The sequence below is a fragment of the Microbacterium thalli genome (assembly GCF_028737325.1).
In the GTDB taxonomy this organism is placed as follows: Bacteria; Actinomycetota; Actinomycetes; order Actinomycetales; family Microbacteriaceae; genus Microbacterium; species Microbacterium thalli.
Genome location: NZ_JAQZCH010000001.1, coordinates 1,072,913 through 1,098,123, shown reverse-complemented (window position 1 = coordinate 1,098,123; position 25,211 = coordinate 1,072,913). Strand labels below are relative to the sequence as shown.

The 25,211-nt window shown below is 71.3% G+C and carries 24 protein-coding genes and 1 tRNA gene; 9 read left to right on the top strand and 16 right to left on the bottom strand.

The window, feature by feature from the left end:
• Window positions 1-26: 26 nt before the first annotated feature.
• The 3 genes from PUW82_RS05345 to PUW82_RS05335 all read right to left on the bottom strand — a co-directional run bounded on the left by PUW82_RS05345 (window position 27) and on the right by PUW82_RS05335 (window position 2,697).
• Window positions 27-1,508, bottom strand: a complete 1,482-nt coding sequence (locus PUW82_RS05345) for a PepSY-associated TM helix domain-containing protein (RefSeq protein WP_274221256.1) — start codon at window positions 1,506-1,508, stop codon at window positions 27-29.
• A gap of 75 nt (window positions 1,509-1,583) precedes the next feature.
• Window positions 1,584-2,207 (bottom strand): hypothetical protein, encoded by a 624-nt coding sequence (locus PUW82_RS05340; protein ID WP_274221255.1) that lies wholly within the window; start codon window positions 2,205-2,207, stop codon window positions 1,584-1,586.
• A 16-nt stretch (window positions 2,208-2,223) separates the two neighbouring features.
• Window positions 2,224-2,697, bottom strand: a complete 474-nt coding sequence (locus PUW82_RS05335) for an S-ribosylhomocysteine lyase (protein WP_274221254.1) — start codon at window positions 2,695-2,697, stop codon at window positions 2,224-2,226.
• Window positions 2,698-2,926: 229 nt separating this feature from the next.
• Between PUW82_RS05335 and PUW82_RS05330 the strand changes: the two genes are divergently transcribed.
• The 3 genes from PUW82_RS05330 to PUW82_RS05320 all read left to right on the top strand — a co-directional run bounded on the left by PUW82_RS05330 (window position 2,927) and on the right by PUW82_RS05320 (window position 6,365).
• Entirely contained in the window at window positions 2,927-3,940 is a 1,014-nt protein-coding gene (locus PUW82_RS05330) for an aggregation-promoting factor C-terminal-like domain-containing protein (RefSeq protein WP_274221253.1), read from the top strand.
• A 120-nt stretch (window positions 3,941-4,060) separates the two neighbouring features.
• Window positions 4,061-5,296, top strand: coding sequence for an amidohydrolase (locus PUW82_RS05325; protein ID WP_274221252.1), 1,236 nt, complete (start codon window positions 4,061-4,063; stop codon window positions 5,294-5,296).
• Between the two features lie 4 nt (window positions 5,297-5,300).
• Window positions 5,301-6,365, top strand: a complete 1,065-nt coding sequence (locus tag PUW82_RS05320) for a sodium:calcium antiporter (RefSeq protein WP_274221251.1) — start codon at window positions 5,301-5,303, stop codon at window positions 6,363-6,365.
• A 6-nt stretch (window positions 6,366-6,371) separates the two neighbouring features.
• Here the strand turns inward: PUW82_RS05320 and PUW82_RS05315 are convergent, their stop codons facing one another.
• The 5 genes from PUW82_RS05315 to PUW82_RS05295 form a co-directional block, all read right to left on the bottom strand.
• Entirely contained in the window at window positions 6,372-6,701 is a 330-nt protein-coding gene (locus PUW82_RS05315) for a hypothetical protein (protein WP_274221250.1), read from the bottom strand.
• Window positions 6,702-6,705: 4 nt separating this feature from the next.
• Complete coding sequence (locus PUW82_RS05310) at window positions 6,706-7,629, bottom strand: DUF5996 family protein (protein WP_274221249.1); 924 nt, start codon at window positions 7,627-7,629, stop codon at window positions 6,706-6,708.
• A 69-nt stretch (window positions 7,630-7,698) separates the two neighbouring features.
• The gene (locus tag PUW82_RS05305) at window positions 7,699-9,615 is read right to left on the bottom strand and encodes an FtsX-like permease family protein (RefSeq protein WP_274221248.1); all 1,917 of its coding nucleotides are present in this window, start codon (window positions 9,613-9,615) and stop codon (window positions 7,699-7,701) included.
• A 1-nt stretch (window position 9,616) separates the two neighbouring features.
• Window positions 9,617-10,396, bottom strand: a complete 780-nt coding sequence (locus PUW82_RS05300) for an ABC transporter ATP-binding protein (protein ID WP_274221247.1) — start codon at window positions 10,394-10,396, stop codon at window positions 9,617-9,619.
• On the bottom strand, window positions 10,383-11,267 hold the full coding sequence (locus PUW82_RS05295; RefSeq protein WP_274221246.1) for a CPBP family intramembrane glutamic endopeptidase: 885 nt from the start codon (window positions 11,265-11,267) through the stop codon (window positions 10,383-10,385). Before PUW82_RS05295 ends, PUW82_RS05300 begins: the two co-directional genes overlap by 14 nt.
• A 101-nt stretch (window positions 11,268-11,368) precedes the next feature.
• Between PUW82_RS05295 and PUW82_RS05290 the strand changes: the two genes are divergently transcribed.
• Entirely contained in the window at window positions 11,369-12,106 is a 738-nt protein-coding gene (locus PUW82_RS05290) for a TetR/AcrR family transcriptional regulator (RefSeq protein ID WP_274221245.1), read from the top strand.
• Between the two features lie 198 nt (window positions 12,107-12,304).
• Here PUW82_RS05290 and PUW82_RS05285 read toward each other — a convergent pair whose 3' ends face one another.
• Window positions 12,305-14,134, bottom strand: a complete 1,830-nt coding sequence (locus PUW82_RS05285; protein WP_274221244.1) for a DUF2207 domain-containing protein — start codon at window positions 14,132-14,134, stop codon at window positions 12,305-12,307.
• A 35-nt stretch (window positions 14,135-14,169) separates the two neighbouring features.
• Between PUW82_RS05285 and PUW82_RS05280 the strand changes: the two genes are divergently transcribed.
• Together PUW82_RS05280 and PUW82_RS05275 are read left to right on the top strand one after the other, a co-directional pair.
• Window positions 14,170-14,601, top strand: a complete 432-nt coding sequence (locus PUW82_RS05280; protein WP_274221243.1) for a MarR family winged helix-turn-helix transcriptional regulator — start codon at window positions 14,170-14,172, stop codon at window positions 14,599-14,601.
• Between the two features lie 512 nt (window positions 14,602-15,113).
• Window positions 15,114-16,040, top strand: coding sequence for an HNH endonuclease (locus PUW82_RS05275; RefSeq protein ID WP_420792721.1), 927 nt, complete (start codon window positions 15,114-15,116; stop codon window positions 16,038-16,040).
• A gap of 198 nt (window positions 16,041-16,238) precedes the next feature.
• Here the strand turns inward: PUW82_RS05275 and PUW82_RS05270 are convergent, their stop codons facing one another.
• Together PUW82_RS05270 and PUW82_RS05265 are read right to left on the bottom strand one after the other, a co-directional pair.
• Window positions 16,239-16,664, bottom strand: coding sequence for an Hsp20/alpha crystallin family protein (locus PUW82_RS05270; protein WP_274221242.1), 426 nt, complete (start codon window positions 16,662-16,664; stop codon window positions 16,239-16,241).
• A gap of 140 nt (window positions 16,665-16,804) precedes the next feature.
• Window positions 16,805-18,199 carry an L-serine ammonia-lyase gene (locus PUW82_RS05265; protein WP_274221241.1) on the bottom strand — a complete coding sequence of 465 codons (1,395 nt, stop codon included), beginning with the start codon at window positions 18,197-18,199 and terminating at the stop codon, window positions 16,805-16,807.
• A 91-nt stretch (window positions 18,200-18,290) separates the two neighbouring features.
• Here PUW82_RS05265 and PUW82_RS05260 point away from each other — a divergent pair, with 91 nt between their 5' ends.
• Window positions 18,291-19,361 carry an FUSC family protein gene (locus PUW82_RS05260; protein WP_274221240.1) on the top strand — a complete coding sequence of 357 codons (1,071 nt, stop codon included), beginning with the start codon at window positions 18,291-18,293 and terminating at the stop codon, window positions 19,359-19,361.
• A 7-nt stretch (window positions 19,362-19,368) separates the two neighbouring features.
• Here the strand turns inward: PUW82_RS05260 and PUW82_RS05255 are convergent, their stop codons facing one another.
• From PUW82_RS05255 to PUW82_RS05245, 3 genes are all read right to left on the bottom strand, one after another.
• Window positions 19,369-20,613, bottom strand: a complete 1,245-nt coding sequence (locus PUW82_RS05255) for an FAD-binding protein (RefSeq protein ID WP_274221239.1) — start codon at window positions 20,611-20,613, stop codon at window positions 19,369-19,371.
• Between the two features lie 94 nt (window positions 20,614-20,707).
• Window positions 20,708-20,780: transfer RNA gene (locus PUW82_RS05250), tRNA-Arg, on the bottom strand.
• A 77-nt stretch (window positions 20,781-20,857) separates the two neighbouring features.
• The gene (locus PUW82_RS05245) at window positions 20,858-21,472 is read right to left on the bottom strand and encodes an asparagine synthase (protein WP_274221238.1); all 615 of its coding nucleotides are present in this window, start codon (window positions 21,470-21,472) and stop codon (window positions 20,858-20,860) included.
• Window positions 21,473-21,717: 245 nt separating this feature from the next.
• Here PUW82_RS05245 and PUW82_RS05240 point away from each other — a divergent pair, with 245 nt between their 5' ends.
• A complete protein-coding gene (locus PUW82_RS05240; protein ID WP_274221237.1) occupies window positions 21,718-22,134 on the top strand; it encodes a DUF4383 domain-containing protein in 417 nt (138 codons plus the stop codon).
• On the top strand, window positions 22,134-22,694 hold the full coding sequence (locus PUW82_RS05235; protein ID WP_274221236.1) for a hypothetical protein: 561 nt from the start codon (window positions 22,134-22,136) through the stop codon (window positions 22,692-22,694). The genes PUW82_RS05240 and PUW82_RS05235 overlap by 1 nt, the downstream gene beginning before the upstream one ends.
• 45 nt (window positions 22,695-22,739) lie before the next feature.
• Here PUW82_RS05235 and PUW82_RS05230 read toward each other — a convergent pair whose 3' ends face one another.
• Complete coding sequence (locus tag PUW82_RS05230) at window positions 22,740-23,675, bottom strand: aldose 1-epimerase family protein (protein WP_274221235.1); 936 nt, start codon at window positions 23,673-23,675, stop codon at window positions 22,740-22,742.
• Between the two features lie 31 nt (window positions 23,676-23,706).
• Entirely contained in the window at window positions 23,707-25,209 is a 1,503-nt protein-coding gene (gene araA, locus PUW82_RS05225) for an L-arabinose isomerase (RefSeq protein ID WP_274221234.1), read from the bottom strand.
• Window positions 25,210-25,211: the final 2 nt, after the last annotated feature.

Here is a 25,211-nt window from a genome sequence, read left to right as displayed (position 1 = left end):
ATCGCCGATGTGGTCTGACCACAATGCTACCGTGTTCGAGCGTCTGGCGCCGCATCGCGCGGGCGCAGGCGCACGGCCTGCACGACGGCATCGCCGATCACGAAGAGCGCGAGCGTGATGCCGAGCAGCGGCAGGAGAAACCCGATACCGATGGCGACCGCGACGACGAGGGCGATCCCCCACAGCGGCGCACGCGGCAGTGCTTCGGCCGGCGCCGATCCTGCGCCCCGAGCGGCATCCCGCGTCGGTCGGCGCTTCCACCACATCGCGTACCCGAGCACCACCATCGCGGCGATGCCCGAGGCGACGACGAACAGCACGATCTGATTGACGAGCCCGAACATCGTTCCCATGTGGAGGTCGACAGCCCAGCGCGCCAGCTTCGCCATCACGGGGTAGTCGGCGAAGTCGACGCGATCCACGACCGCGAGGCTCTCGCCGTCGATCGACACCGCATCGACCTGGGTCGGGAAGCTGCGCTGGATCTCCTGCACGACCCAGGCCTGCCCGGCGGCCGAGGGCGGCCGGATCTCGACGGCTCCGACGTCGACGTTCTCGGTGCGCGCCACCGCGAGCACCGCGTCGAACGTCTCGGGTGCGACCGCAGCACTCGGGGCCGTGACGACGCCGTGATAGGCGTGCGGGTCCGCCGCGCCAGCGCTGCCGCCGAGCGTGGTCTCGAGTGCCGGGGCCTGCCACGACAGTGCTGCGCGCAGGCTCGAGACGTTCGCGCCGCCGTAGGTCGACCAGGTGATGCCGGACGCCGATAAGAACACGGCGCCGAGCACGAGCCACACACCGAGCGACGCGTGCCAGCCGAAGAGACGCCGGTACCCCGTCGCGCCGCGGCGCGGCCGGACCAGATCGCGCTTCGCGCGGGTCGTGCGCAGTCGGGCGATCCACAGCCCCAGCCCCGCGAGCACCACGACGCCCAGCCACGACGCCGCCAGTTCGCTGTACAGACGTCCCGGCTCACCGAGGTTGAGGCTGCGGTGCAGCTGATCGACCCATGTGCGCAACGGCAGCGCGCCGCTCGTGCCGTAGACCGTGTGATCGCCGCGGATCTCACCGGTTCCCGGGTCGATGAACACGGCGCGCGTCTCGCTGGCGCCGAGGCCCTCCTGTGCGAACATCACGCGCGTCGTATCGCCGGGCTCGGGCGCCGGCCGCACCGCGACGAGCGCGGCGGCGTCTCCGATGTGCCCCGCGGCGATGCGCACCTGTTCGCCGAGTGACAGCGACGTCTGCGAGACGGGCGCGCGCAGCTCGTGCGCGTAGACGACGCGCTCGACCGCCGGGGTGAGCACGTACAGCGCGCCGCTGACGGCCGCGATGAGGATGAACGGTCCGACGAGGATGCCGGCGTAGAAGTGGATGCGCAGCAGCAGCGGCACGAGCCACGGACGCGTCCGCCGCGGCGGAAGGTGCTCGCGGGGTGGCGCGCCGGCCGCGTCGCCGGCGGGATCGGGGGCGGCGTCGCCCGTCGGGCGCTCATCGGTGATGGACATGGGAACTCCTCGGTCGTCGGGATGCCGGCGGGCGTGACGCACGCACGACGGAACGCCCCGACGGGCGCCGGGGCGTCAGAGAGCGAGGAGAGCGGGTGGGCCGCGGCGGGCCGGCGACGCGATGAGCGGACGCGGTCGCGGCGGACGGATCCGCACGACGACCGGACGACGCGGCGGCGAGACGACGGGCAGCACGACATCGCAGTCAGCGACGCGCAGCCGCAGCCCGATCCGTCGCGCCAGCACCCCGAGCCCGACGAGCAGGAGTTCTCCGCGATGCAGCAGCGCGGTGGTCGCCACGGCAGCACCGACGTGGGCGGCGAGCATCGCGGCATCGGGGACGATCGTCACGGAGACGCCCGGCGACGCGAAGGATGCCGCCGCCGGCATATGGCCCGCGTGAGCGTCGAGCGTCGCGGCGGATGAGGACGCCGCAGCGGCGAGCGGCACGACACCGAGTGTGAAGAGGAGGTGGAAGAGCGCCTGGGCTGCGGTGACGGCCGCGCCGAGGCGCATCGCGGAGAGGCGGCGTCCTGCGAGGCTCAGACAGACCAGCAGCGAGAGCGCCCAGGGAACGGCGACCCCGAGCAGCGCGGGCGGCGCACCTCCGGCTGCCACGTGCGACAGCAGCGCCACGAACGTCGCAAGCGACGCCGCAGCCGTCGCGCGGATCGCGCGCTGCTGCCGAAGAGAGGTCACGTCGGGTCGGCGCGGCTCAGACGCCGACGCGGGCGAACGCGTCGAGGCTGATGCCCTGATCGAGCACCGTCCGCGACCATTCACGGGCCGAATGCAGCGAGTGATCGCGGTAGTTGCCGCATTCGAGAGCGGAGACGCCGGGGATGTCGGCCTCGACAGCTTCCTCGGCGATGAACCGCAGGCTGCCCGTCAGCGCGGCGACGACGTCGGCGATCTCCGGCTCGCCCCACATCAGCAGGTGGAACCCGGTGCGGCAGCCGAACGGCGAGATGTCGATGACGCCGTCGATGCGGTCGCGCAGCAGGCCGGCGAGCATGTGCTCGATCGTGTGGATGCCTGCGGTGGGAATCTCACCCGCGTTGGGCTGCACAAGGCGCACATCGAAGTTCGTGATGGTGCCGCCGCCGGGGCCGTGTTCGACGCCGATGCGGCGCACGTACGGTGCGATCACGGCGGTGTGGTCCAGCGTGAAGCTCTCGATCTCGGCCATGGATCCTCCTCGGCGCAGCGTTCCGGGCGACCCTCGGACGCCCGCGTTCTGGGCCAGGTTAACCTCCCCCGCAGCGGGTGCGGGGCGCGTCGGCTCCCAGGTTACGTCCAGGTGACGCCCGGGACTTGTCCAGACTGACCCCGCAGACTCGGGGAGTTTTGTGCGTCTGCCCGCGACGCCCGCCGTTGTTCCACGGCGCCCGCAACATCGAAGGACTGCCCCTGTTCGTATGACTTCTTCGTCGAGCCAGCCCACCCGCCGCGACCTGCGGCGTACGCCCCGCAACGCACGCCGTGCCATCCGCCCCGCCGCCCTGACCCTGGGCGTCGCGCTCGGTGTCACCGCGATGGTCGGCACGACGGCATCCGCGACGGTCCCCATCGCCGCCTCGTCCGCGCCCGTCATGCAGCGCGCCGCGCTCGTGACCGCCGCCGTGGCCTCGCCCGCGCAGCCCCTGAGCGCGATCGAGCAGGCGACGAGCGATGCCGTCGCCGCCGCGGAGGCTTCCGTGCTCGACGCGGCCACCGTGACCGCCGACGTCTCTGCTGCCGCGCTGCCCGTCGCGGGCGACACGACCGTCGATACCGCGCAGCTGCGCGAGCGCATCGCCGGCCTGCAGGATGCCGACGTCATCCCGACGCTGCTCCTGCCCGACCTCACCGACAAGCTCACCGAGGCCACCGACGACGTCCAGGCGGAGACCGCCGACCTGCGCGGTCGCCTCGACGCCGCGAAGGCGCAGAAGGCCGCTGAGGAAGAGGCCGCGCGCATCGCCGCGGAAGAGGCCGCCGCTGCCGAAGCCGCCGCCCGCGCCGAGGCGGAGGCCGCTGCTCAGGCCGAGGCCGAAGCTGCCGCAGCCGCCCCGTCGAGCTCGAGCAGTGCACGTTCGTCCGCCCCCGCGGCATCCGGCAGCGCCGTCGCCTCGACCGGCGACAACTCCCCCGGCGCCGCACAGCAGGCCGCGAGCAGCATGCTCGGCGACTTCGGCTGGGGCCAGGACCAGTTCTCGTGCCTCGTCTCGCTGTGGAACAAGGAGTCGGGCTGGAACTACCAGGCCTACAACAGCGGCAGTGGTGCCTTCGGCATCCCGCAGGCGCTCCCCGGCAGCAAGATGGCGTCGGCCGGTGGCGACTGGCAGACCAGCGCCGTCACGCAGGTGCGTTGGGGCCTCGGCTACATCTCCGGCCGCTACGGCTCGCCGTGCGGTGCGTGGGGTCACTCGCAGTCGGTCGGCTGGTACTGATCCGGCTCCGGCCCGCTGATCTCGAACGCCCGGCCGCCCCGTCCGCTCTCGCGGATGCGGGCGGCCGGGCGTTTCGACGCCCGGGCCTCGACGCGGCGCGACCCACGTAGGGTCGAGAACATGGCCCGCATCCTCGCCGTCGTCAACGGCCGCATCGTCCCCGTGTCCGCGCCCGTCATCGAGGGCGGCACCGTGATCGTCGAGGACGGTGTCATCACCGCCGTCGGCGGCAGCGACACCGTGATCCCGGACGGCGCCGAGGTCGTCGACGCCAGCGGGCACTGGGTGCTGCCCGGCTTCGTCGAGGCGCACGGACACCTCGGGGTCCACGAGGACGGCGAGGGCTGGTCGGGCAACGACACCAACGAGATGACCGATCCGAACGGTGCCCGCTTCCGCGCGCTCGACGGCATCGACATCGACGAGGTCGGCTTCCGCGACGCGCTGCGCGGCGGCGTCACGTCGGTCGTCATTAAGCCCGGGTCGGGCAACCCCATCGGCGGTCGTACCGTCGCGATCAAGACGTGGGGCGGTCGGACCGTCGACGAGCAGATCATCGCCGAGAACGTCTCGGTCAAGTCCGCGCTCGGCGAGAACCCCAAGCGGGTCTACGGCGACAAGAAGCAGACCCCCTCGACGCGCCTGGGTGTCGCGTCCGTTCTGCGCGACGCGTTCGTCGCCGCGCAGAACTACGTCGCGAAACGGGATGCCGCCGCCGCGAAGGGCGAGCCGTTCGAACGCGACCTCGGCAAAGAGACGCTCGCCCAGGTGCTCGACGGCACCCTGCTGTGGGACCAGCACAGCCACCGCCACGACGACATCGTCACGGCGATTCGTCTGGCCGAGGAGTTCGGCTACCGGCTGGTCGTCAACCACGGCACGGAGGGGCACAAGATCGCCGATGTGCTCGCCGAGAAGGACATCCCCGTCATCTTCGGACCGATGCTGACCTCGCGCTCGAAGGTCGAGCTGCGCGACCGCGCGATCGGCGCCCTCGCCCTCATCGCCGCAGCGGGCGTCACGGTGGCCATCACGACCGACCATCCCGTCGTACCGATCGATCAGATCCGGCTGCAGGCGATCCTCGCGGTCCGCGAGGGGTTGCCCGCGACCGTCGCACTCGAAGCGCTCACGACGAACCCCGCGTCGATCCTGCGCCTCGACGCGCGCGTCGGTGCGCTCGAGCCGGGCCGCGACGGCGACATCGTCATCTGGTCGGGCGACCCGCTCGCCGTCGATTCGCGCGTCGAGCGGGTATTCATCGGCGGCACGACCGTGCTCGAGCCGTCGACGGACGGCGACGTGCGCGTCGTCGAGCGGTGGGAGCGCTTCGGGCGCACCAGTTGGCTGCGCTGACCCGATGTCCGCCCTCCCGTTCGGGGTCCTCCTTCTGATCTTCGCCGCCGCGGCCGCGGTGGTGTGGATCGCCGGCATCCAGCTGTCGAAGACCACGGACGTCCTCGACGCGCGCTGGCACATCGGCAGCGCGTTCGGGGGGCTCATCATCCTCGCCGTCGCGACCAACCTGCCCGAGATCGCCATCACCGTGAGCGCGGCCATCTCGGGCAACCTCGAGGTGGCCGTCGGCAACATCCTCGGTGGGATCGCCTTGCAGGCGGTCGTCCTGGTCATCCTGGACGCCTTCGGTAAACGCGGACGAGGCGTGCGACCGCTCACGAACCGGGCGGCGTCGCTCGTGCTGGTGCTCGAGGCGATCGTCGTCGTCGCCGTGCTGGCCGTGGTCATGGCCGGCAGCCAGCTGCCCGGCGACCTGATCATCGCGCGGTTGAGCCCCGACGTCGTCCTCATCGCGGCGCTCTGGCTCGCGGGGCTCTTCCTGGTGCAGCGCGCCGGTCATCACCTGCCCTGGCACGCGAACGGCGCGGCGCCGGACGGCACCCCGCACACCGCCGGGCACCGCCGCGCGAAGCCGCGTCCGCCGCACCACACGATGTCGACGGCTGCGGTGGTCGCCGTCTTCGTCGTCTCCGCCCTCGCGACGCTCGGGGCGGGCGTCGTGCTCGAGCGAGCCGGCGACGCGATCGCCGACGAGATCGGTCTGTCGGGCGTGCTGTTCGGAGCGACCATCCTCGCCCTCGCGACCGCGCTTCCTGAGATCTCGACGGGTCTGCAAGCCATCCGCCAGGGCGACGACAACCTCGCGATGAGCGACATCTTCGGCGGCAACGCCTTCCTACCGGTGCTGTTCTTCGTCGCGACGCTGATCTCGGGCCAGGCGGTGCTGCCGCAGGCGAACGGCGCCGACATCTACCTCACCGCCCTGGCCGCGCTGCTCACGCTCGTCTACATCGTCGGGCTGATCTTCCGGCCCGCGACGAAAGTCGTCGGGATGGGGGTCGACTCGCTGACCGTGCTCGTCCTCTACGGCGTCGGGATCGCGGGCCTGTTCGCCGTCGCGGGCTGAGGCGCGTCAGACCTCGTCGGCGCGCGGACCGCGCACGGTCCAGCCCACGCGGCGCAGAGCGTCCGCGAGGCGCGCCGCCTCGGTCGCGGCGGCATCCCACGACTCCTCCGACCAGACGTCGACCGCGAGCGGCGGCGGGTCGGCGAACTTCGGGATCTGCACCTCGGCCCATGTGCCGCGCCCCAGCCCCACCCGCGGATGCGCCGTGCCCGCGTTCTCGATCGCCCCATCCGAGACGAACGCGATGACGTCGAGCGCGTCCGGCTTCGCGATCGGCAGATCGACGACGAGCGTCACGACGAAAGGACCGGGGCCGCGGTCCCGACCAGGGCTCACGGCGTCATCCCGCGACACCGCTCCCCCACCCGTCACCCGGATGCCGCGCGGCGCGGAACGTCGCGTCGAGGAAGTCCTGCACGAGGGCGTGCGGGTCGGCGGCCGCGCGCACGACCTCGTACGGGAGGAGGAACTCGCCCAGGGCATCGTCGTAGCGCGCTCCCTCGGGCACGGGCGCCTCGCGGTACCCGTCGGGGGCGGGATAGGCGTACGCGTAGTACGCGCCTTCGGCGCCCCCGCCCGGCCAGAAGCCCGCGCTGCTCAGCTCGGCGCGGTAGCTCTCGGCCATGACGTAGTCCGGGCAGTTCGGCACCCCGCCGGGGTGGGTCGGCGCATCGCGGCCCGAGAACCGCGTCACGGCCAGATCGAGCGCGCCCCAGAAGAAGTGCACGGGGCTCGACTTGCCGGTGAAGCCGGCGCGGTGGTGCTGCAACTCGGTGTGGGCATCGATGAGCTGTCGCCAGAACGCCGTGGCGTGCTCGCCGACGTAGGTGGCGTGCTCGACGTCGTCGGCGAAGGGAATGGCCGGGTCGACTTCGTTCGGGGCGGCGTGGATGTCCACGGGGATGCCGATCTCGGACGCCGCCGCCACGAACCGCGTATAGAAGTCCGCGACCGTCATGCTCTCGAGGGCGATGGCCCGGTGCTGTCCCTCGCTCGTACGCAGGTGGAGGACGTGATCACAGAAGTCGAACTCGATCTCGAACGGCCCGGTGGGCGCCGGAACGACGCCGGTCGTCAGGCCCCGCGACGACGGCAGCAGCGTGACGTGCCAGTAGTGGTTCAGCGGCGCAGCGTTGGTCATCCGCGTCTTGCCGACGATCTGCAGCCACATGTGCAGCGTCTGCCTCGTCGGCTCCCAGGCGGCCACGGGCAGCACAGGCCGATCAGCGCGGAGCGGGGCGGTGACGGCTGGTTCGGGGGTCATTCCATCGGTCCTTCGTGTCGATGCGTCCGGCAGGGGACGCGTACGTGCCGCTCGTCGATCATTCCTGCCTCATTCTCGCGATCGTAGCTGCATGACCGGTGGCGTCGCGGTGGCCCGCATCGTCGTGACCGCCGTGGTCGCCCCCGTGACGACGTAGGCTCCGACGACCGTGGTCGCGATGAGCGCCCCGGGGACGACGAGCGTCGCCGATCCCGTGACCGAGGAGGTGAGGATCGCGGTCGCGACGACCGTGCCGGCGGCGGCCAGCAGGCCCAGGAGGAGGCCGGCCGTGGTCACCGACGCCGACTCGAGCATCGTCGTGCGCACGACCTGTGCGCGTGTCAGTCCGGTGGCCCGCGCGACGGCGAACTCGCGCCGGCGCGCCCCCGCCGCGATGACGATCGAGTTGATGACGCCGATGATCGAGTAGAGCACCCCCAGCCCGAGCACGACGAGCAGGATCGACTCCGCGGTCCGCACGCCGGTCGTCGCGGCCCGCTGGCTCCACGCCTCGACGTCCGAGACGGAGCCGAAGGCGGCGAGCGCATCGGCGACCGGCCCCATCTCGGCCGGTGAGTCCACGGAGACGAAGCTCACCGCCGTCGCCCCGCTCATGGCCTCAGCCGGGATGGCATCGGCCGCGACGAGCAGGGTCGCTCCCGGTGCCAGGGTCTCGGGCATGCGGGCGATGATCTCGAGGGGCGGGAGCGTCGTCTCGCCCCACCGCACGCCGACGCGATCGCCGGCCGAGAGTCCGATCGACGCCGGCCCGGCAGCGGCGCTCGTCTCGCTCAACTCGCCGAGCGCGGGGCGCGAGGGGTGGGCGATGGCGTAGTCGTCCGGCTCGATGACGCGCAGGGTTCCGACCTCGGTGAACGCCATCTCACCCTCACCGGTCGTGATCTCGGCGGGCACGGTCACCTCGGTCGACACGCTCACGACGCCGGCCACCTGGCGCAGACGACGCTGTTCGGCGGCGCTGAGCACGGGCGACTCCACGACCAGGTCCGCGACGGTGTCGCGCCGTTCCTGCGCCGCCCCGGCCGCTCCGAACGAGACGAGGGAGACCGACTGACCGACGAGGATGCCGACGAGGATGACGAGGGGCGCGGCCGTCGACGCACTCCGGCGCACGTTGTCGCTCAGCGAGGCGCCGGCGAGCAGTCCCGCGATACCTCCCGCGCGCCCGGGGAGCAGACCAGCGAAGACGGGGACGAGCACCGGCGCGGCCGCCGTCAGCCCGATCGCGGCCACGATCGACACGTTCATCGCCAGGGCCTGGCCGCCGGCGGCGCCGGTCACCGGGACCAGAACGAGCAGAACGACCGCCGCCGCGACGAAGAGCGCGGCCAGGAACCACCGCGTCCGCGTCATGACGGTGACCGCCGCCTCGCCGTCTCGCAGCGCCGCGAGCGGAGGGATGCCGCTGGCACGGCGCGCCGCGAGCAGGACGCCGCTGACGGCGAGACCGATACCGACGCCCAGATCCACGCCGACGATCCATCCCTGCCCCTGCCCCGTGAAACCGGGCGGAACGAAGCGAAGGGCCTCGAGCACGCGGGCATGGATCGCCATCAGTGCGGCGCCCAGCGGCATCCCCACGACGCTCGCCACGACTCCGAGCACGACCGACTCGCCGACCAGGAGGCGTCGGACCTGACGCCGCTCGGCGCCCATGAGCCGCAGCAGCGCGATGTCTCGAGAACGCTGGTCGACGGTGAAGGCGAACGTCGTTCCGATGATGAAGAACGCGAGGAAGGCCGCGAACGCCACGGTCACAGCGAGAACGGTCACGGCCACGATCGTCGAGGCCGCGTGCGTCGTCGCCGCCACGCCGGATGCGTCGGCGGGCGGCGCGGCGGACGCGGCCGTGATGAGGAGAAGCAACGATGAGTGGACGAGCGCCACGCCCAGGGCGGTCGACAGGCCGGCGCCCACGAACAGGCTCCACCGCTCGCGAAGGGTCGCGAGACTGATGCCGCCCATCTCAGGCCTCCTCGGCGACGAGACGTCGAGCGACCTGCGCGACGTCGGGTGACGCGAGCCGGTCGACGACACGGCCGTCGCGCAGGAAGATCACCGAGTCGGCGCGTGCGGCCGCCGCGGGGTCGTGCGTGACCATGATGATCGTCTGTCCGTTGTCGGCCATCGCCCGCAGCAGATCGAGCACCGACCGGGCCGCGGTCGTGTCGAGCGCGCCGGTCGGTTCATCGGCGAACAGCACCTCGGGCGACGTCACCATCGCTCGGGCCAGGGCGACGCGTTGCTGCTGGCCGCCGGAGAGCTGGCGGGGCTTGTGCCGGGCCCGGTCGGCGAGACCGACGTCCGCCAGCGCGGCGCGCACGGCATCACGAGAGGGGCCTCGTCCCGCCAGACGCAGCGGCAGTGCGACGTTCTGCTCCGCCGTGAGCGCCGACACCAGGTTGAAGCTCTGGAAGACGAAGCCGATGCGGGACCGTCGCAGCGCGGTGAGCTCGTCGTCGCGCAGCGGGGTCAGATCGGTCTCGCCCAGGAGCACCCGACCGGCATCCGCCTGCTCGAGTCCCGCGGCGATGTGGAGCAGCGTCGATTTGCCGGACCCGGACGGGCCCATGATCGCGGTCCAGCTGCCGCGGGGGAACGTCAGGTCGATGCCGTCGGCGGCGCGCACGGTGTGATCACCCGATCCGTACGCCTTCGACACCCCTTCCAGACGGATCGCATCCGGCGGGAGGGTGGGGCGCGCGGCGGGGACGGATGCCGCGGTGGCGTTCTCAGCGGTGCTCATGATGTTCTCCTGACGGTGTCGAGATCGATGCGGCACGGGGGAAGCGCAGGCGCCCCCGGGTGAAGACGAGCACGGCGAGCGCGAGCGCGACCATGACGAGCGTCTGATCGAGGTCGCGGCTCTCGCCGAGGGCTTGGGCGGCGACTCCGGCGGCGACGTTCACGGAGGTGTGGACGGCGACGACGGGGATGAGGCCCCCGGACGACGCGTTGAACACGTGGGTCAGCACGACCGAGATCGCGATCACCAGCACCGTGTAGACGGGGAACGACAGGTTCGACTGCGACGTGCCGGGAAGCGACCACAGGGGGGCGTGCCAGATCGCCCAGATGAGGCCCAGCACCACGCTCGCTGCCAGTGGTGACAGCGCCTGCTGCAGGCGAGGAAGGACGAAGCCCCGCCAGCCGAGCTCCTCGTTGCCGCCTCCGGCGAACGCGACGAGCAGGATCATCCCGGGCAGCGAGACGAATGCGCCGGCGAGCCCGTCAGCATCGACGCTCGCGCCGAGGGCGGCAGCTGCGGGCACGGTCAGGAGAAGGGCCGCGAACACGATGACGGCCCACAGATACGGCCGGACGCCGCCGTGCCGGCGCGGGTCGAACCGCCGGAGCAGCCGGGCGATCTCCGCCCCTCCTCCGGTGACGGCGCTCACCCCGACCGCCGCGATCGCGGGGCCGAACCCGCCGACGATGACGAGTGCCATGAGGACGCCCGGGTCGCCGGCGTCGGCGACGAGGGGTCCGAGCCACCAGGTGCCCCAGGACCAGCCGAAGGCGACCAGCAGGAATGCGGCGAGACCGCGAGCGGGGAGCGCGGTTCGAGAGCGGACGCCGACGGGACGGACCGCGCCGGAGGATGTCGAGATTGTCATGATGGCGAGCGTAACTCCTACACTGTAGGACATATTCCAACGGCGTAGGTTTTCCGTTCACCCTTCCGGTTGTTTCCGGTTATCCCTCGTAAGCTGTGCCGATGGCACGGCACCGCGACCGCGAGACGAGCAGCGACTCCGACGGCTCTGCGCGCACCCCGCTCGACAACATCTTCCTGCGCGCTCCGCGCGAGAAACGGACGGGATCGTCGCTGACGCGGGAGTCCATCGTCGATGCCGCCGTCCGACTGCTCGACACGGAGGGCGCCGACGCCCTCACGATGCGCCGCCTGGCCGGCGCGCTCGGCGTGCACGCGACGAGCCTGTACTGGTACGTCGACCGGCGGGAAGACCTCGTCGACCTCGCCGTCGACCGCGTGCTCGCCGATGCGGCAGCCGATGACGCCGGCGGGGACGACTGGGAGAGCGCGATCACCCGCACCGCGCGCTCGATGTACGCGGCGTTCGTGCGACACAGCTGGGTCGCGGGGTTCGCGGCATCCCGCCCCCTCCTCGGCCCCAACGCGGTCGCGCTGTCGGCGCGGATCCTCGCCGCGCTGGCGTCGACCGGGGCTTCTGAGCGCCACCGGGCGGTGGCGGCGACCACCATCTCGAACCTCATCCTCGGCGGTGCGGCCGCGGCCGCCGGTGCGGCAGCGCTCGGCGTAGACGACCCCGATTCGCCGCTGGCCCGCGAGATCGTCGCCCGTGTGAGCGCCGCGGAGGCGCCACCGCCCTCCCTCACGACGTGGACGTCGTTCTTCGACGACTCCCTCGCCCTGGTGATGGTCGGCGTGCGAGACCTGCTCGCGGACGGTGACGACGTGAGCGCCACCTGAGGACAACGTTGATCACGAAGAGATAACGGAAAACCCTTGCTCGTCGTTATCTCGTCGTTATAGAGTGCTCGCACGGTAGCTGTTTTGCTGTGGCAGCGACCGGCATGTGATTGCAGGAAACTCTTGGTGCAAAGGGACGAGGGTCCGACCGAAATGCCTCTCGGTCGGACCCTCAACTGCGTCCGAGCGCTGTGCCGATCAGGCCCCGCCTCCCCCGCCTCCGCCTCCGCCGCCGCCCGCGGCGCCGCCACCGCTCGAGCCACCCGAGGTCGATGACGACGATGCGGCGCTCGACGACAGCGTTCCGATGCCGGCGGCGAACGACGACGCATCGAACGCTCCCGTCCCGGCGTACCAGACCGGCGCGGTGACACCGGCGGCGGCGTACAGCACGGTCAGGTGCTGCGCCCACTGCTTCTCCTGCCCGAACACGACGGCGTACGGAAGCAGCCGCTCGTACAGGCGCAGCATCTGGCGCGGGTCGTCGGTGTCGATCGCGACGCGCTCGGCCCCGGACGGGGACTGCAGGACCCGGATGCGGTCGGCCTCCGCCCAACAGATGAACTGCTCCACGCCGCGCAGATGGTCGCGCGCCTCGGCGCCGGTCGCCGAGAGCGGGACGCGGGCCATGGCGATGAGCACCACGAAGAACGACGATGCCGCCAGGGCGATGCCGATGATCGGGACCGCCGGATGCACGAAGCCGAGCAGCGCGAGGATCCCGAAGAGGATCGTGAGCCCCGCGGCGACCGCCCAGACCGCGATCGGCCACCCCCGGGTGCCGGATCGCACCGGACGGTACATCCCGAGCGCGGTCAGGCGCTCGCCCGCGGACTTCAGGATGCCCTGCGCCGTGGACGACAAGCGCGTATCGGACGAGCCGAAGCTGTAGACGTCGCCCGGCTGCAGCTGCGGGAAGAGTGCGCGCAGCAGCATCCGTCCGTTCTCGTCGGCGCGGTCGGGGTCGACGAGCTCCGCGCGGAGCTTGCTCGTCCCCCATCGTCCGGGCTCGCCGTCGAGGATGCGGATGGAACCGACGATCGCCTGTTCGAGCACCTCGGCAGGGATCGCCGCGGACGTCTTGCCCAGCAGGACGGCCGACTCGAGCGCGTCGATCTCTCGCGGAGGCTCGTATTCGGCGATGATCGTCGGCCGCCCGCCCTCGTCACCGAGCGAGCGCCGACGGTTGCGCAACGCCCATCCCGTCGCCCCCGCCAACGCCGCGAGAGAGCCCACCTGCAACCACCCGAACGGCGACGAGAAATACGCGGTGTCGAAGATCTCGAACGTGCCGGCGTCGAACCCGACGGCGAGGGTCAGGGTCTCGTGCGGGGCCAGCTCACGGTCCGACGCCGAGACGGTGGCGCCGTCCGCTGACACTGACAGGTCGACGCAGCGGCGCGTCTCGCCGGATGCGCCGACGTAGCAGGACTGGCTCCCCGACAGACTGCCCACGAGCGGCGGGGCGAGGTGCAGGGTCGCGGTGACCTCGCGGAAGGGCTGTGCCCAATCCGTGCCGTTGACGTCCCAGTAGAACTCGAGCCCCGTGTCGTCGAAGTCCCACACGACGTTCTCGAGGTCGTAGGTGAAGACGAACGTGTTGAGGCCGTGCAGGTAGTCCGAGCCCCTCGTGAGGATGCCGAGCGTGCCGTCGTCGCTGTCGGTCTCGACGGGACGCGGATCTCCGTTCTCGTCGGTCACCGAGACGAGCGCCGGATGGAGCGGCTGACCGTTGTACGACTCCGGGATCAGGCGGCGCATCCCGCGGTTCTGGTCCGTCTCGGGGAAGTCGGCCACGAACCGCTCGACCACCCGCATGCGCGCCGTGCCGTCGGCATCGCGCTCGAGGAAGTAGTCGACCGTCAGCGAGTCGAAGACGAAGGCATCGAGGTCGCCGGACGTATCGCTCGCGACCGATGCCGTCACCGGCGGAGCCGCGGATGCCGCCGTGGGCACAGCCACCGCCAGCAGGCTCGTCACCAGGACCACCGTGGCGCTCGCGAGCACCCTTCGCGTGCGCCGCATCATGCCGCCCAGCTTAGGCGGGCGTTAAAGTTGTGGCCATGAACGATCGTCGTCGTGCCGTGGCCGCGTGGGAGAGCCTCTTCCGCGCTCAGCACGAGATCTTCGACGACATCAGCAACGATTTCGCCAGCGACGAGCTCAGCCAGGCGGAGTACGACGTGCTCCTGACGGTCACGCGCGGACCCGGCAACCGCGCACGGCTGCGCGACGTCACGGCGAACATGCTCATCAGCCAGCCGAGCGTCTCGCGTCTCGTCGACCGCATGGTCGCGCGCGGCCTGATCACGAAGTGCGGCGATCCCACCGACGGCCGCGGCGCGATGATCACCGCGACACCCGAGGGCGTGGCGGCCTTCCGCCGCCTGGCTGCCGCGCACGGGCGGTCGATCGCGGAGCGCATGTCGGTGCTGAGCACCGAAGAGCTCGAGCAGCTCGAACAGCTCACAGCGAAACTGCGCCGCATGTCCTGACGGGGTGTCCTCCCCACCGGCGGCGGGCGACGAGTTCTGCATGAAGACCCCCGGCGACGGTCCGGATGTCGGTGGTTCGCGCGATCATGGACATATGGCAACGACGAGCGGTGGCGGCGCGGTGGGACTGAGTCCCCACGCCGGTGCGCTCGGTGCGTTCGCCGAGGCATTGGATGCTGCGCACACGGGGGATGTCGCGCTCGTTCGGGCATTGGCTGAGGTGGGGCGGTCGGCGTTGCGCGTCGCACACGTCGGTGGGGTGCGGGGTATGGCATCGGACATGGAGTTGCGGTCTGTCGCTGCGGAGGCCGCGGGGCTCGCGGGGCGGTCGGATCGGCGGTTGCAGCACGACATCGACCACGCGATGACGATCGTCGACGACTACCCGGCGGTGTTCGCGGCATGGGAGGCCCGGCGGATCACGCGGGATCACGTAGAGGTGGTCGTGAAGGCCGGGATGGTGGTGCCGGCGGAGGTTCGACCCGCGTTCGCTGAGAGCGTTGGCGGAGCGGATGCACCCGCGGGAGTTCACCCAGCGCCACCGGGACGCCGCCGCCAGCCGGTGCGTTCGGGTGCTTCCTGGGGCGGACGGGATGTCGGACCTGATCGCGACACTGCCCACCGTGATCGCCGCGGGGATGCTCGACCGGCTCACGCAGATGGGCCAGTCCGTGAAGGATGCCCGAGCAGCGGGGGTAGCGTTCGGCGAGGCGGGCGCAACCGGGGCCGCGACCGCGCGGACGGATGCTGCGGGGGCTGACACCGGGAACGCAAGCGAGCCCGACGCCCGCACGATGGATCAGCTCCGCGCCGACGCGCTCGCCGACCTGGTGCTCGGTGGCGCCCCGGTCGTCGACCCGACGTACGGCACCGACGCACCCGGCCCGCTCGGTGCGATCCGTGCGCGGGTGCAGGTCGTCGTCACCGCGAACACCCTCACCGAAACCGACTCCGGTCCGGCCGAAGCCGTCGGGACCGGGCTCATCGACGCCGACACCGCCCGCGAACTCGCCGGCCAAACCAGTTCGTGGGACCGGCTGTTCATCGACCCCATCACCCGCACCCCCGTCGAAACCGACACCTACCGGCCCACCGCCTCGATGCGACGTCTCCTCCAAGCCCGCGACCAGCACTGCCGGTTCCCCGGATGCCGTCGCGCTGCGATCCGCTGCGAACTCGACCACACCATCGACCACGCCCTCGGCGGGCACACCCACATCTACAACCTCGCCCACCTGTGCCAACGACACCACTCGATGAAGCAATTCACCAACTGGAACGTCACACAACTCGGAGGCGGGGTCCTCGAATGGACCTCACCGAGCGGCCGGACCTACCGCGAAGACGTACCGATCCCCGCCGTCTGCTTCACACCCGAACCCGGCCCACCGCCGGGCGCGGGAACGGGCGACCCGTTCGACGAGCCGCCACCCTTCTGACCGACCCGCCGGACGGGACACGCCGGCGTGCGGTCGGGAACGCATGGACGCATCGCGACGACTCGACACGCGCCCCGACGGCAACGACACGAGCGCGTCCGGAAACGACGGTGGCCGCAGCCCCGGGAAGGAGCTGCGGCCACCGTCGAACGTTCGCTCGCGCTGCGAAGCCGACGAGCCGACCGCCGCGCGTCGCGGTCAGTTCTCGATCGGAACCACCGGAGCGGCGGCGTCGGTCGTGACGGCGACCTTGCGCGGCTTGGCCTTCTCGCTGACGGGGATCGTCACGGTGAGCACGCCGTTGTTGTAGGTCGCGGCGATACCCTCGGTGTCGACGCCCTGACCGAGGTTCAGCTGGCGCAGGAAGCTCGCCGCCTCACGCTCGCGGGTGATCCACTTCACCCCGTCGCCGTTCGCGAGCGTGCGCTCGGCGCGGATCGTCAGCAGCTGTCCATCGACGTCGATGTCGACCGAGCCCGGGTCGATGCCCGGCAGGTCGGCCGTCATGACGTAGTGGTCGCCATCGCGGTAGAGGTCCATCGGCATGCGGCGCGGGCCGCGGCGCGCGTCGAAGAGGTTCGAGGCGATGCGGTCGAGGTCGCGGAACGGGTCGTACGTAGCCATCGGTTCTTCCCTTCTCTGAATGTCTGTGTTGAGATCTCGAAAGTTGAGCCCTTACGGCTCAACTGCATCCAGATTAGCACTCGACCCCTGAGAGTGCCAACGGTTCTCGCACGGCGAACAGCCCCACCCGGCACCGGGATTCAGCACTCGACGACGTTGACCGCGAGGCCGCCCTCGCTCGTCTCCTTGTACTTGTGCGACATGTCGATCCCGGTCTGCCGCATCGTCTCGACGACGGCATCCAGCGACACGTAATGGCGCCCATCGCCGCGCAGCGCGAGCCGCGCCGCCGTCACCGCCGTCGAAGCCGCGATCGCGTTCCGCTCGATGCACGGGATCTGCACGAGCCCTCCGACGGGGTCGCACGTGAGGCCGAGGTGATGCTCCATCGCGATCTCGGCGGCGTTCTCGATCTGAGCGTTGTCACCACCCATGACGGCCGTCAACCCGCCCGCAGCCATGGCGCACGCCGAGCCGACCTCGGCCTGGCACCCGCCCTCGGCGCCGGAGATCGACGCGTTCGCCTTGAACAGCGAGCCGAGCGCCGTCGCCGTGAGCAGGAACCGACGGATGCCGCGCCGGCGGTCGAGATCCTCCGGCGCGAGCATCGACTCCGCCGCGAACCGCCACCAGTACATCGCGACCGCCGGGAGGATGCCCGCGGCACCGTTCGTAGGGGCCGTGACGACGCGTCCGCCCGAGGCGTTCTCCTCGTTGACCGCGAGCGCGAAAGCCCCGAGCCACTCACCGGGAAGCTCGCGCCCGCCCGCCGACTCGGCGGCATCCAGCTGCTCGCGCATCGCGCCCGCTCGCCGCCGAACGCGCAACATCCCCGGAAGCGTGCCGTCGGCGTGCAGCCCGGCGTCGATGCATCCCGCCATCGCGTCCCAGATCCGATCGAGGCCCGCCGCCACCTCGACCTCGGGCCGCAGCGCCTCTTCGTTGCGGCGCGCGAGCCCTGCGATCGACACCTGTTCGCGCTCGCACAGTTCGAGCAGCTCGGCCGCGCTGCCGAACGCGAACGGCCACGAGACCGCGCGATGCCCCTCACCCTCGACCTCGCCCTCCCGCCGGATGAAACCTCCGCCGACCGAGAAGTACGTCTCACGCGCCACGGGCGCCCCGATGCCGTCCCACGCCGTGAGCGTCATGGCATTCGGATGCTCGGGCAGCCGGGTGCGGGGCTCGAACGAGACGTCCGCGCGCGAGAACGCGACCGCGTGGCGTCCGCCCAGCAGGAGCGGTGCGCCGTCGACCCATCCCGACCAGGCCGCGCGCACGGCATCCGGGTCGACGGTCTCGGGCGCGTGCCCCTGCAGACCCGCCACGACCGCGTCGGGGGTGCCGTGGCCGATGCCGGTCGCGCCGAGCGAGCCGTAGAGCACGCACGTCACCCGCGCCACGGCATCGAGGCGACCGGACGCGCTCAGGCGTTCGACGAAGGCGCGGGCCGCGCGCAGCGGTCCGACAGTGTGGGAGCTCGAGGGTCCTACTCCGATGGAGAACAGCTCGAACGCCGAAACGTATGCGCTCACCGTCCCAGGCTACGTCGCGCACCCGGAACCCGGCGAGTGCCCGCGTCAAGGGCTGTGCCTGTCGCCTGCTCGACGCCTATCGTCTCCCGGGATGAACCACGTACCGCACCCCCGAGCCGCCTCCCTCGCTGCCGCGGCGCGCACCGCCGGCGGCGAAGCCTTCGCCGTGTCGCGCCTGCTGCTGGCGGCGAAAGCGGCGTTCGCCGCAGCGATCGCCTGGTACCTCGCCCCGCTCGTGCCCTTCGCGCACGATGAGTACTCCTACTACGCCCCGCTCGGCGTGCTGGTGAGCATGTACCCGACGATCGCCGACTCGGCGAAGGCCGGCGTGCAGGCCGTCGCCGGACTCGCGATCGGCATCGCGATCGGACTGGGCGGCCTGTGGCTCGTCACGGGCCCGAGCCCGCGCATCGTCGGCGTCGCGATCGTCGTCGCGGTGGGGGTCGCGATCGGCGGCATCCGCGCCCTCGGCACCGGTCGCGACTGGATCGCGATCGCGGCGCTGTTCGTGCTGCTCCTCGGGGCGAACGATGCCGGCGGATTCTCGGTGTCGTACCTCGTCACCATGGCGTTCGGCGTCGTCGTCGGGGTCGTCGTCAACCTCGCGATCGTCCCGCCGCTGTATCTGCGGCGTGCGTCCCTGCGACTGTCGCAGCTGCGGGATGCCGTCGCCGACCGGCTCGACATGCTGGCGACGGCCATCGCCGACGGATCGGAGCCCGACCCCGACGGACAGCGCTATCTCACCGAGATCCTCGACGCCGTCTCGGCAGACGTCCGCGAGGCCGCGCGCAGCCGCAAGGCGCACCCCCTCGCTCGACGCCGCCGCGGCATCGAGGAGGAGAACGACCGTCGCATGCGCGCCCTCGAGAACACCGTGCGCCAGACGCTCGAGCTCGCCGGCGGCATCCCCGCGCTCCCCCGCGGCGACGAAGACGGTGCCCGCCGCGCGCAGCTCGCCGACGCGGTGCGCGCGACCGCTCGCGCCGTCGCGCAGCCCATCGGCGACCCCGACGCCGCGACGGTGGTGGACGATGCCGAGAGGGCCCTGGCGCGCGTCGTTGAGAGCGTGCCGCCGCGCTACGACGGGCGCATCTCACCGTGGACGCGCACCGCCGTCGACGTCGCGCGCATCATCGAGGCGGCGCGGCCCTTCACCTGAGCCGCGCTCAGATCCCCAGCACACGCTCGAGGTACGGGCCCCCGAACTTCCGGTCGGGGTCCACGCGTGCGACGAGGTCTCGGAACGCGTCGAGGCGCGGCAGCGAGTCCCCCACCGGCATCGTGAAGACCTTGCCCCAGTGCGGCCGGGGATCGAATGGCGCGAGGGCCCGCTCGACGTGCCGGATCGCGGTGGCGACGGCATCCGGCTCATTCTTCCAGGTGAAGTGGATGCAGACGCTGTCGCGGCCGTAGCCCGGCGACAGCCACAGCTCATCGGCGGCCACCGTGCGCAGCTCGCTCACGAGCAGCGCCGGCTCCACGCGATCGGCGATCGCCCGCACCGCCGCGATCGCGTCGACGGCGACCTCGCGCGCGACCCAGTACTCGGTCTGGATCTCGTCACCGTTCGACGGCGTCGCGTCGATCCGGAAGTGCGGCAGCCGCTCGCACCATTCCCCGGGCACACCGCCCTGCTCGGTGGTGTTGTCGAGCCCGTCCGCCGCGGGCGAATCGGCCTTCTCCGACACCCGCCGGGCACCGAGGACCGTCGGCGCCATCTCGGGCGCGGACGCGTCGTCGAGGCGCTCCTTGACCCAGACCTCGCCGACGTCGGGCGTGTTCCAGCGCGTGAACACGCTGACGCTGTACCCGGATGCCGTCAGCTCGCCGAATCGCCCGAAGAGGTCGTCCCAGGCGAGACCGACGTAGGTGTCCTGGCGCACGCGGTAGCTCGGCTCGATCGCGAGCGTGACCCGCGTGACGGGTCCGAGCGCGCCGAGGTGCACGACGCTTCCCGCGAAGTCGGGATCACCCACCGCGACGCGCCGCAGCGAGCCGTCGGGCGCGATGAACTCCAGCGCCCGTACGGCCGTCGCGAGCGAGCCGTTGCGGTCGCCCGATCCGTGCGTCGACGTCGCCGTCGCTCCGCCGACCGAGATGTGCGGCAGCGACCCCATATTGTGCAGCGCCCAGCCCCGATCGGCGAGATGACGCGCGACGACGGCGTAGCGCGTGCCGGCGCCGACGGTGACGGCTCCCGCCGCCTCGTCGATCGCGATCACCGGTTCGATCGCGGTGAGCGCGAGCAGCACCCCGTCGGTGTCAGCGAGATCGTTGAAGGAGTGCCGCGTTCCCAGCGAGCGGACGCGGCGATGCCCCGCGACGAGCTCTTGCGCCTCGGCGATGGTCGACGGCTCGAGCACCGCTTCGGCGGCGAAGGTGTGCGTTCCGGCCCAGGTTCGTTCGGTCACATCGTCACGCTACGGGACGGCCGAGCCGACCTCCACGGGAAAACAAAGAAGCCCCCGCAGAGCGGAGGCTTCTTTTCACTGTCTCAACACAGTGTGCGCCCGAAGGGACTCGAACCCCTAACCTTCTGATCCGTAGTCAGATGCTCTATCCATTGAGCTACGGGCGCATGGCCTGCGATCTCTCGTGGGCCGTCGTCAAGAATAGCCCACTCCTGCAGGAAGCGCGAATCGAGGCCGCGACCACTCAATCGATCACGTCGACGGCATCCGTTTCGGGGGCCCTTTCGGCGCGCGTTCGCTGCTGCGCCCCGCGTCGCTGCGACCGCAGACGCGGCAGATCGACCATCCGCAGCGCCTGCATGCGGGCCGTCCGCATCCGGTCGTAATCCGGCTCGAGATCGGGACGTGCCGCCTCGATGCGCAGTGTGCGGTCGATGTTGCCCGCGACCTCGGCCCACGCCGCTTCCCGGGCATCGGCGATCAGCTTGCGCAGCTCCGTCTCGTCGTCGGCGCGCTCGCGCAGCTCCTTCGCGATGCGCAGCGACTGCCGCCGTCGCCGACGCAGGTTCGCCACGTCGCGGCTGCGGTAGTCGTGCGTGCCGCCCGAGTCGCTGTATCGCCCACTCGCCGCCTTGCGCTCGCGATGCGTGCGCTCGGCGTCGGCTTCAGCTTCTTCGGCGAGCGCGATCAGCGCGCGACGGGCGTCGTCGAGGAAGTGATCGGCGTCGAAGTCCTGGCCCTCGGCGAGGATGTGCACCAGGATCGCGTTCTTCAACGCCAGACGCGTCGCGGCAGAGGCGATGTAGAGCCCTTCGGCGACGATCTCCGAGCTCTTGATGCGCGCTTGACGGCTGGCCACCGCTGCCCCTCCTCACCTCCCCTCAATCCTATGGGGCGGCCCTTCAGCGCAGCAGGGTGACTTCGCATACCACGGTCAGCTTCAGGCCACAACGCCTGTGAGCCGTGAACTCGCTGACCGTAGCCTCCGGGGTGAGTGACCGAACGGAACACCTCAGACCGGATGCCGCAGGGCAAACCGATCTGCGATCTCCACCGAACAACCGCAGCACCGCGACACCCGTCGCCCAATGGGAGGGAATCCTCATGCGTACATCACCGAATCGCCTCGTCGCCATCATCTTCGGCGCCGTCTACATCCTGGTCGGACTGCTCGGCTTCACCGTCACCGCCGGCGTCGACTTCATCGCCACCGAGGGTGGCCTGCTGCTCGGCATCTTCGAGGTCAACCCGCTGCACAACATCGCGCACCTCCTGATCGGTGCCGCGCTGCTCATCGGTGGCCTCTCGGGCGTCCGCGCCGCGAAGAGCGTCAACATCACCGTCGGCGCCGCTTACCTGCTGCTCGGCATCGTCGGCTTCTTCATCCAGGACAGCGCCGCTAACGTGCTGGCCCTGAACACCGCCGACCACTTCCTGCACCTCGCCAGCGCCCTCGTGCTGCTGGGTGTCGGCCTCGGCACCGACCGCGCCGTCGACAACCGTCGCCACGCCGTCGCCTGATGAACACCTCCGCGCTCACCCGCTCCTGGCCCACGCTCGCCGCGTGGGGGGCTGGCCTGCTTCAGCTCGGCGTGGGCGCGGGCATGATCACGCAGGGCACCGGCGTCGCTGACCGCGGCGTCGGTGTCCTCGCGGCGGTCGTCGGGGCGGCCGCCCTGGGATGGGGCGTCGCCGCCCTGACCCGCGGCCGTCTCGTCGCTCCGCGCACCGGCATGGCGATCGCCGTCATCGGCACCGTCGCTTCGGGTCTCGCTCTCGCGGTCGACCCGCTGCGCATCAGTGTGCACGCCGTCGGTGTCGCCGTCCTGCTCCATCTCGCCTACGGCATCGCGTCGGCGTTCGTCGTCCGCCGAGCGCGCTCCGCTTCGGATGACGTCGCTCGATCCACCACGCCCGATCCAGCCGATCGTGTCTCCCCGCGCACGAGCGTCCTCGGCATGATCGCCGGCTGCGTCATCGTCGCCGGGCTCGTCACACCCGCCCTGGGCGCCACCGAGGCCGGACGCGCCGCGCCCGACCACTCGGATCACCCGCTCTTCTCGACCGAGCACGGGCACTGACGCCCGCGCTCGGCCCCGCCGCGGCTCTGCTGCGGCTCCGCGCGACTAGAGGGCGCTGATCCGCCAGGATGCCTCGGACGAGGCTCCCGGCTGGATGAAGATCAGCCCCGCGTCGTAGTCGTACCGGCTGGCGTTGAACGCATCCGGCGCGCACGTCATCGGCTCGACCGCGAGCCCCGCGCGGTGCCCCGGCTGCGCCGGCCCGCCCGGCAGGTCGGCGGTGTGCACCTGCACCCAGGCGCACGCCTCACCCCACGAGATCGCCACGCCGGTCCCGGCGGGGTCGGTCACCCGCACCGTCGCCTCGCCGGAGGCCGACCGTGACACGTCCGTGAACGCGTGGTCGATCTCGACCGCGCCGAGCGTCCGCGGCTCGCGGAAGTCGAACCGCTCCGACCCCGCGACATCGGCCAGCGCGATCGGCGCCAGCCGATCGGGGGTGACCTCGAGCACGCGGTCGGCGGGCAGCTCGAGCGTCCATTCGTCCAGCGGCGACGCCCCCGCCACGAGGTAGGGGTGCGGCCCCGTGCCGAAGGGAGCGGCATCCGCGCTCTCGTTCGTCGCCCGCACCGTCTGCGTCAGTCCGTCGGCACCCAGACGGTAGGTCGTCTCGACGCGCAGCGTCCACGGGTAGGCGGTCTGCGCGACCACGGTCGCCGCGAGGGTCACGTGGTCGGCGGCCACGACCACCGCGTCGAAGTCGAGCCACGCGACCAGGCCGTGCAGCGCGTGGTGACGCTGCGGCTCGGTGAGCGCCAGCTTGTAGCGAGTGCCCGCCACCTCGTACTCGCCGTCGACGACGCGGTTCGGCCACGGCGCGAGCGTCGCCCCGCGGTAGCCGGGCCGCACCTCGTCCTCGCCGTAGGGCACGACGAGGTCGCGCCCGTCGACCCGATACGAGCGCAGCGACGCGCCCACGCTGGCGATGATCGCCTCTGCCTCGCCCGCGCGCAGCACGTACGACGTTCCGGATGCCGCCACGGGCGTCCCCTCTCGGTTCAGTGGGTGAAGCTCAGAGGCCGCGCGCCAGGCGGTAGTACGCCTGGTTCCAGCGGAGCTCCTTCTGGAATCCTCGCACCGTCGTGTCCTCGTCGATGACGACGAGCTCGGTGCCGGCGATCTCGGCGAAGTCGCGGAAGACCTCGATGCCGACGGCCGTCGTCATCACCGTGTGGTGCGCGGCGCCCGCGGCGAGCCAGCACGCGGCCGAGGTCGCGAAGTCCGGCGCCGGCTTCCAGATGGCACGGCCGACGGGCAGCTTGGGCAGATCGGGGGCATCGACGTTCTCGACGACGTTGGCCGTCAGGCGGAAGCGGTCGCGCATGTCGCTGAGGGCGACCACGAGCGCCGGTCCGGGGTCGGCCGTGAAGACGAGTCGCACCGGGTCGTCCTTGCCGCCGATGCCGAGCGGGTGGATCTCGAGGCGCGGCTTCGCGGTCGTGAGCGACGGCGAGACCTCGAGCATGTGGGCCCCGAGGATGCGCTCGGAGCCGGGCACCAGGTCGTAGGTGTAGTCCTCCATGAGGCTCGCGCCGCCGGGGAGGCCCGCTCCCATGACGTTGGCGACCCGGACGAGGATGGCCGTCTTCCAGTCGCCCTCCGCACCGAAGCCGTAGCCCTCGGCCATGAGCCGCTGCACCGCGAGACCGGGCAGCTGGGTCAGCGCGCCGAGGTCTTCGAACGAGGTGGTGAAGGCACCGAAGCCGCCCGCCTCGAGGAACGACCGGAGACCGACCTCGATCGCGGCGCCGTCGCGCAGCGACGCGTGGCGCTCGCCCCCCGGCCGGAGTTCGTCGGCGACGTCGTACGCCTCGAGGTACTCCGCCACGAGGGCGTCGATCTGGTCGTCGGTGGCCGCGGCGACGGCATCCGCCAGCTCGTTCACACCCCACGTGTTGACCTGGACGCCGAACTGCAGCTCGGCCTCGGTCTTGTCGCCCTCGGTGACCGCGACGTAGCGCATGTTGTCGCCGAAGCGGGCGAGTTTGAGGGTGCGGACGGCCTGCCAGCCCGCGGCCGCCCGCTCCCAGTCATCGATCTGCTGCACCACGGCTGGGTTCGACACGTGCCCCACGACGGTCTTGCGGGGAACCCCGAGACGCGTCTGGATGTAGCCGAACTCGCGGTCGCCGTGGGCGGCCTGATTGAGGTTCATGAAGTCGAAGTCGATGTCGGCCCAGGGCAGCTCGACGTTCGCCTGCGTGTGCAGGTGCAGCAGGGGCTTGCGCAGCGCATCGAGCCCGGTGATCCACATCTTCGCGGGGCTGAAGGTGTGCATCCACGCGATGACGCCGATGACCGAGTCATCGGCGTTGGCGTCGAGCGCCAGGCGGCGGATCGACTCGGAGTCCTTGAGCACCGGCTTCCACTCGACGCGGACCGGCAGCCCGGCGAGGCCGGCGACGACCTGCTGGGACTGCTCGGCGACCTGGCGCAGGGTCTCTTCGCCGTAGAGGTTCTGGCTGCCGGTGACGAACCAGACGGTGTACTGCTCGAGCGAGGTGGAGAGGGTCATCG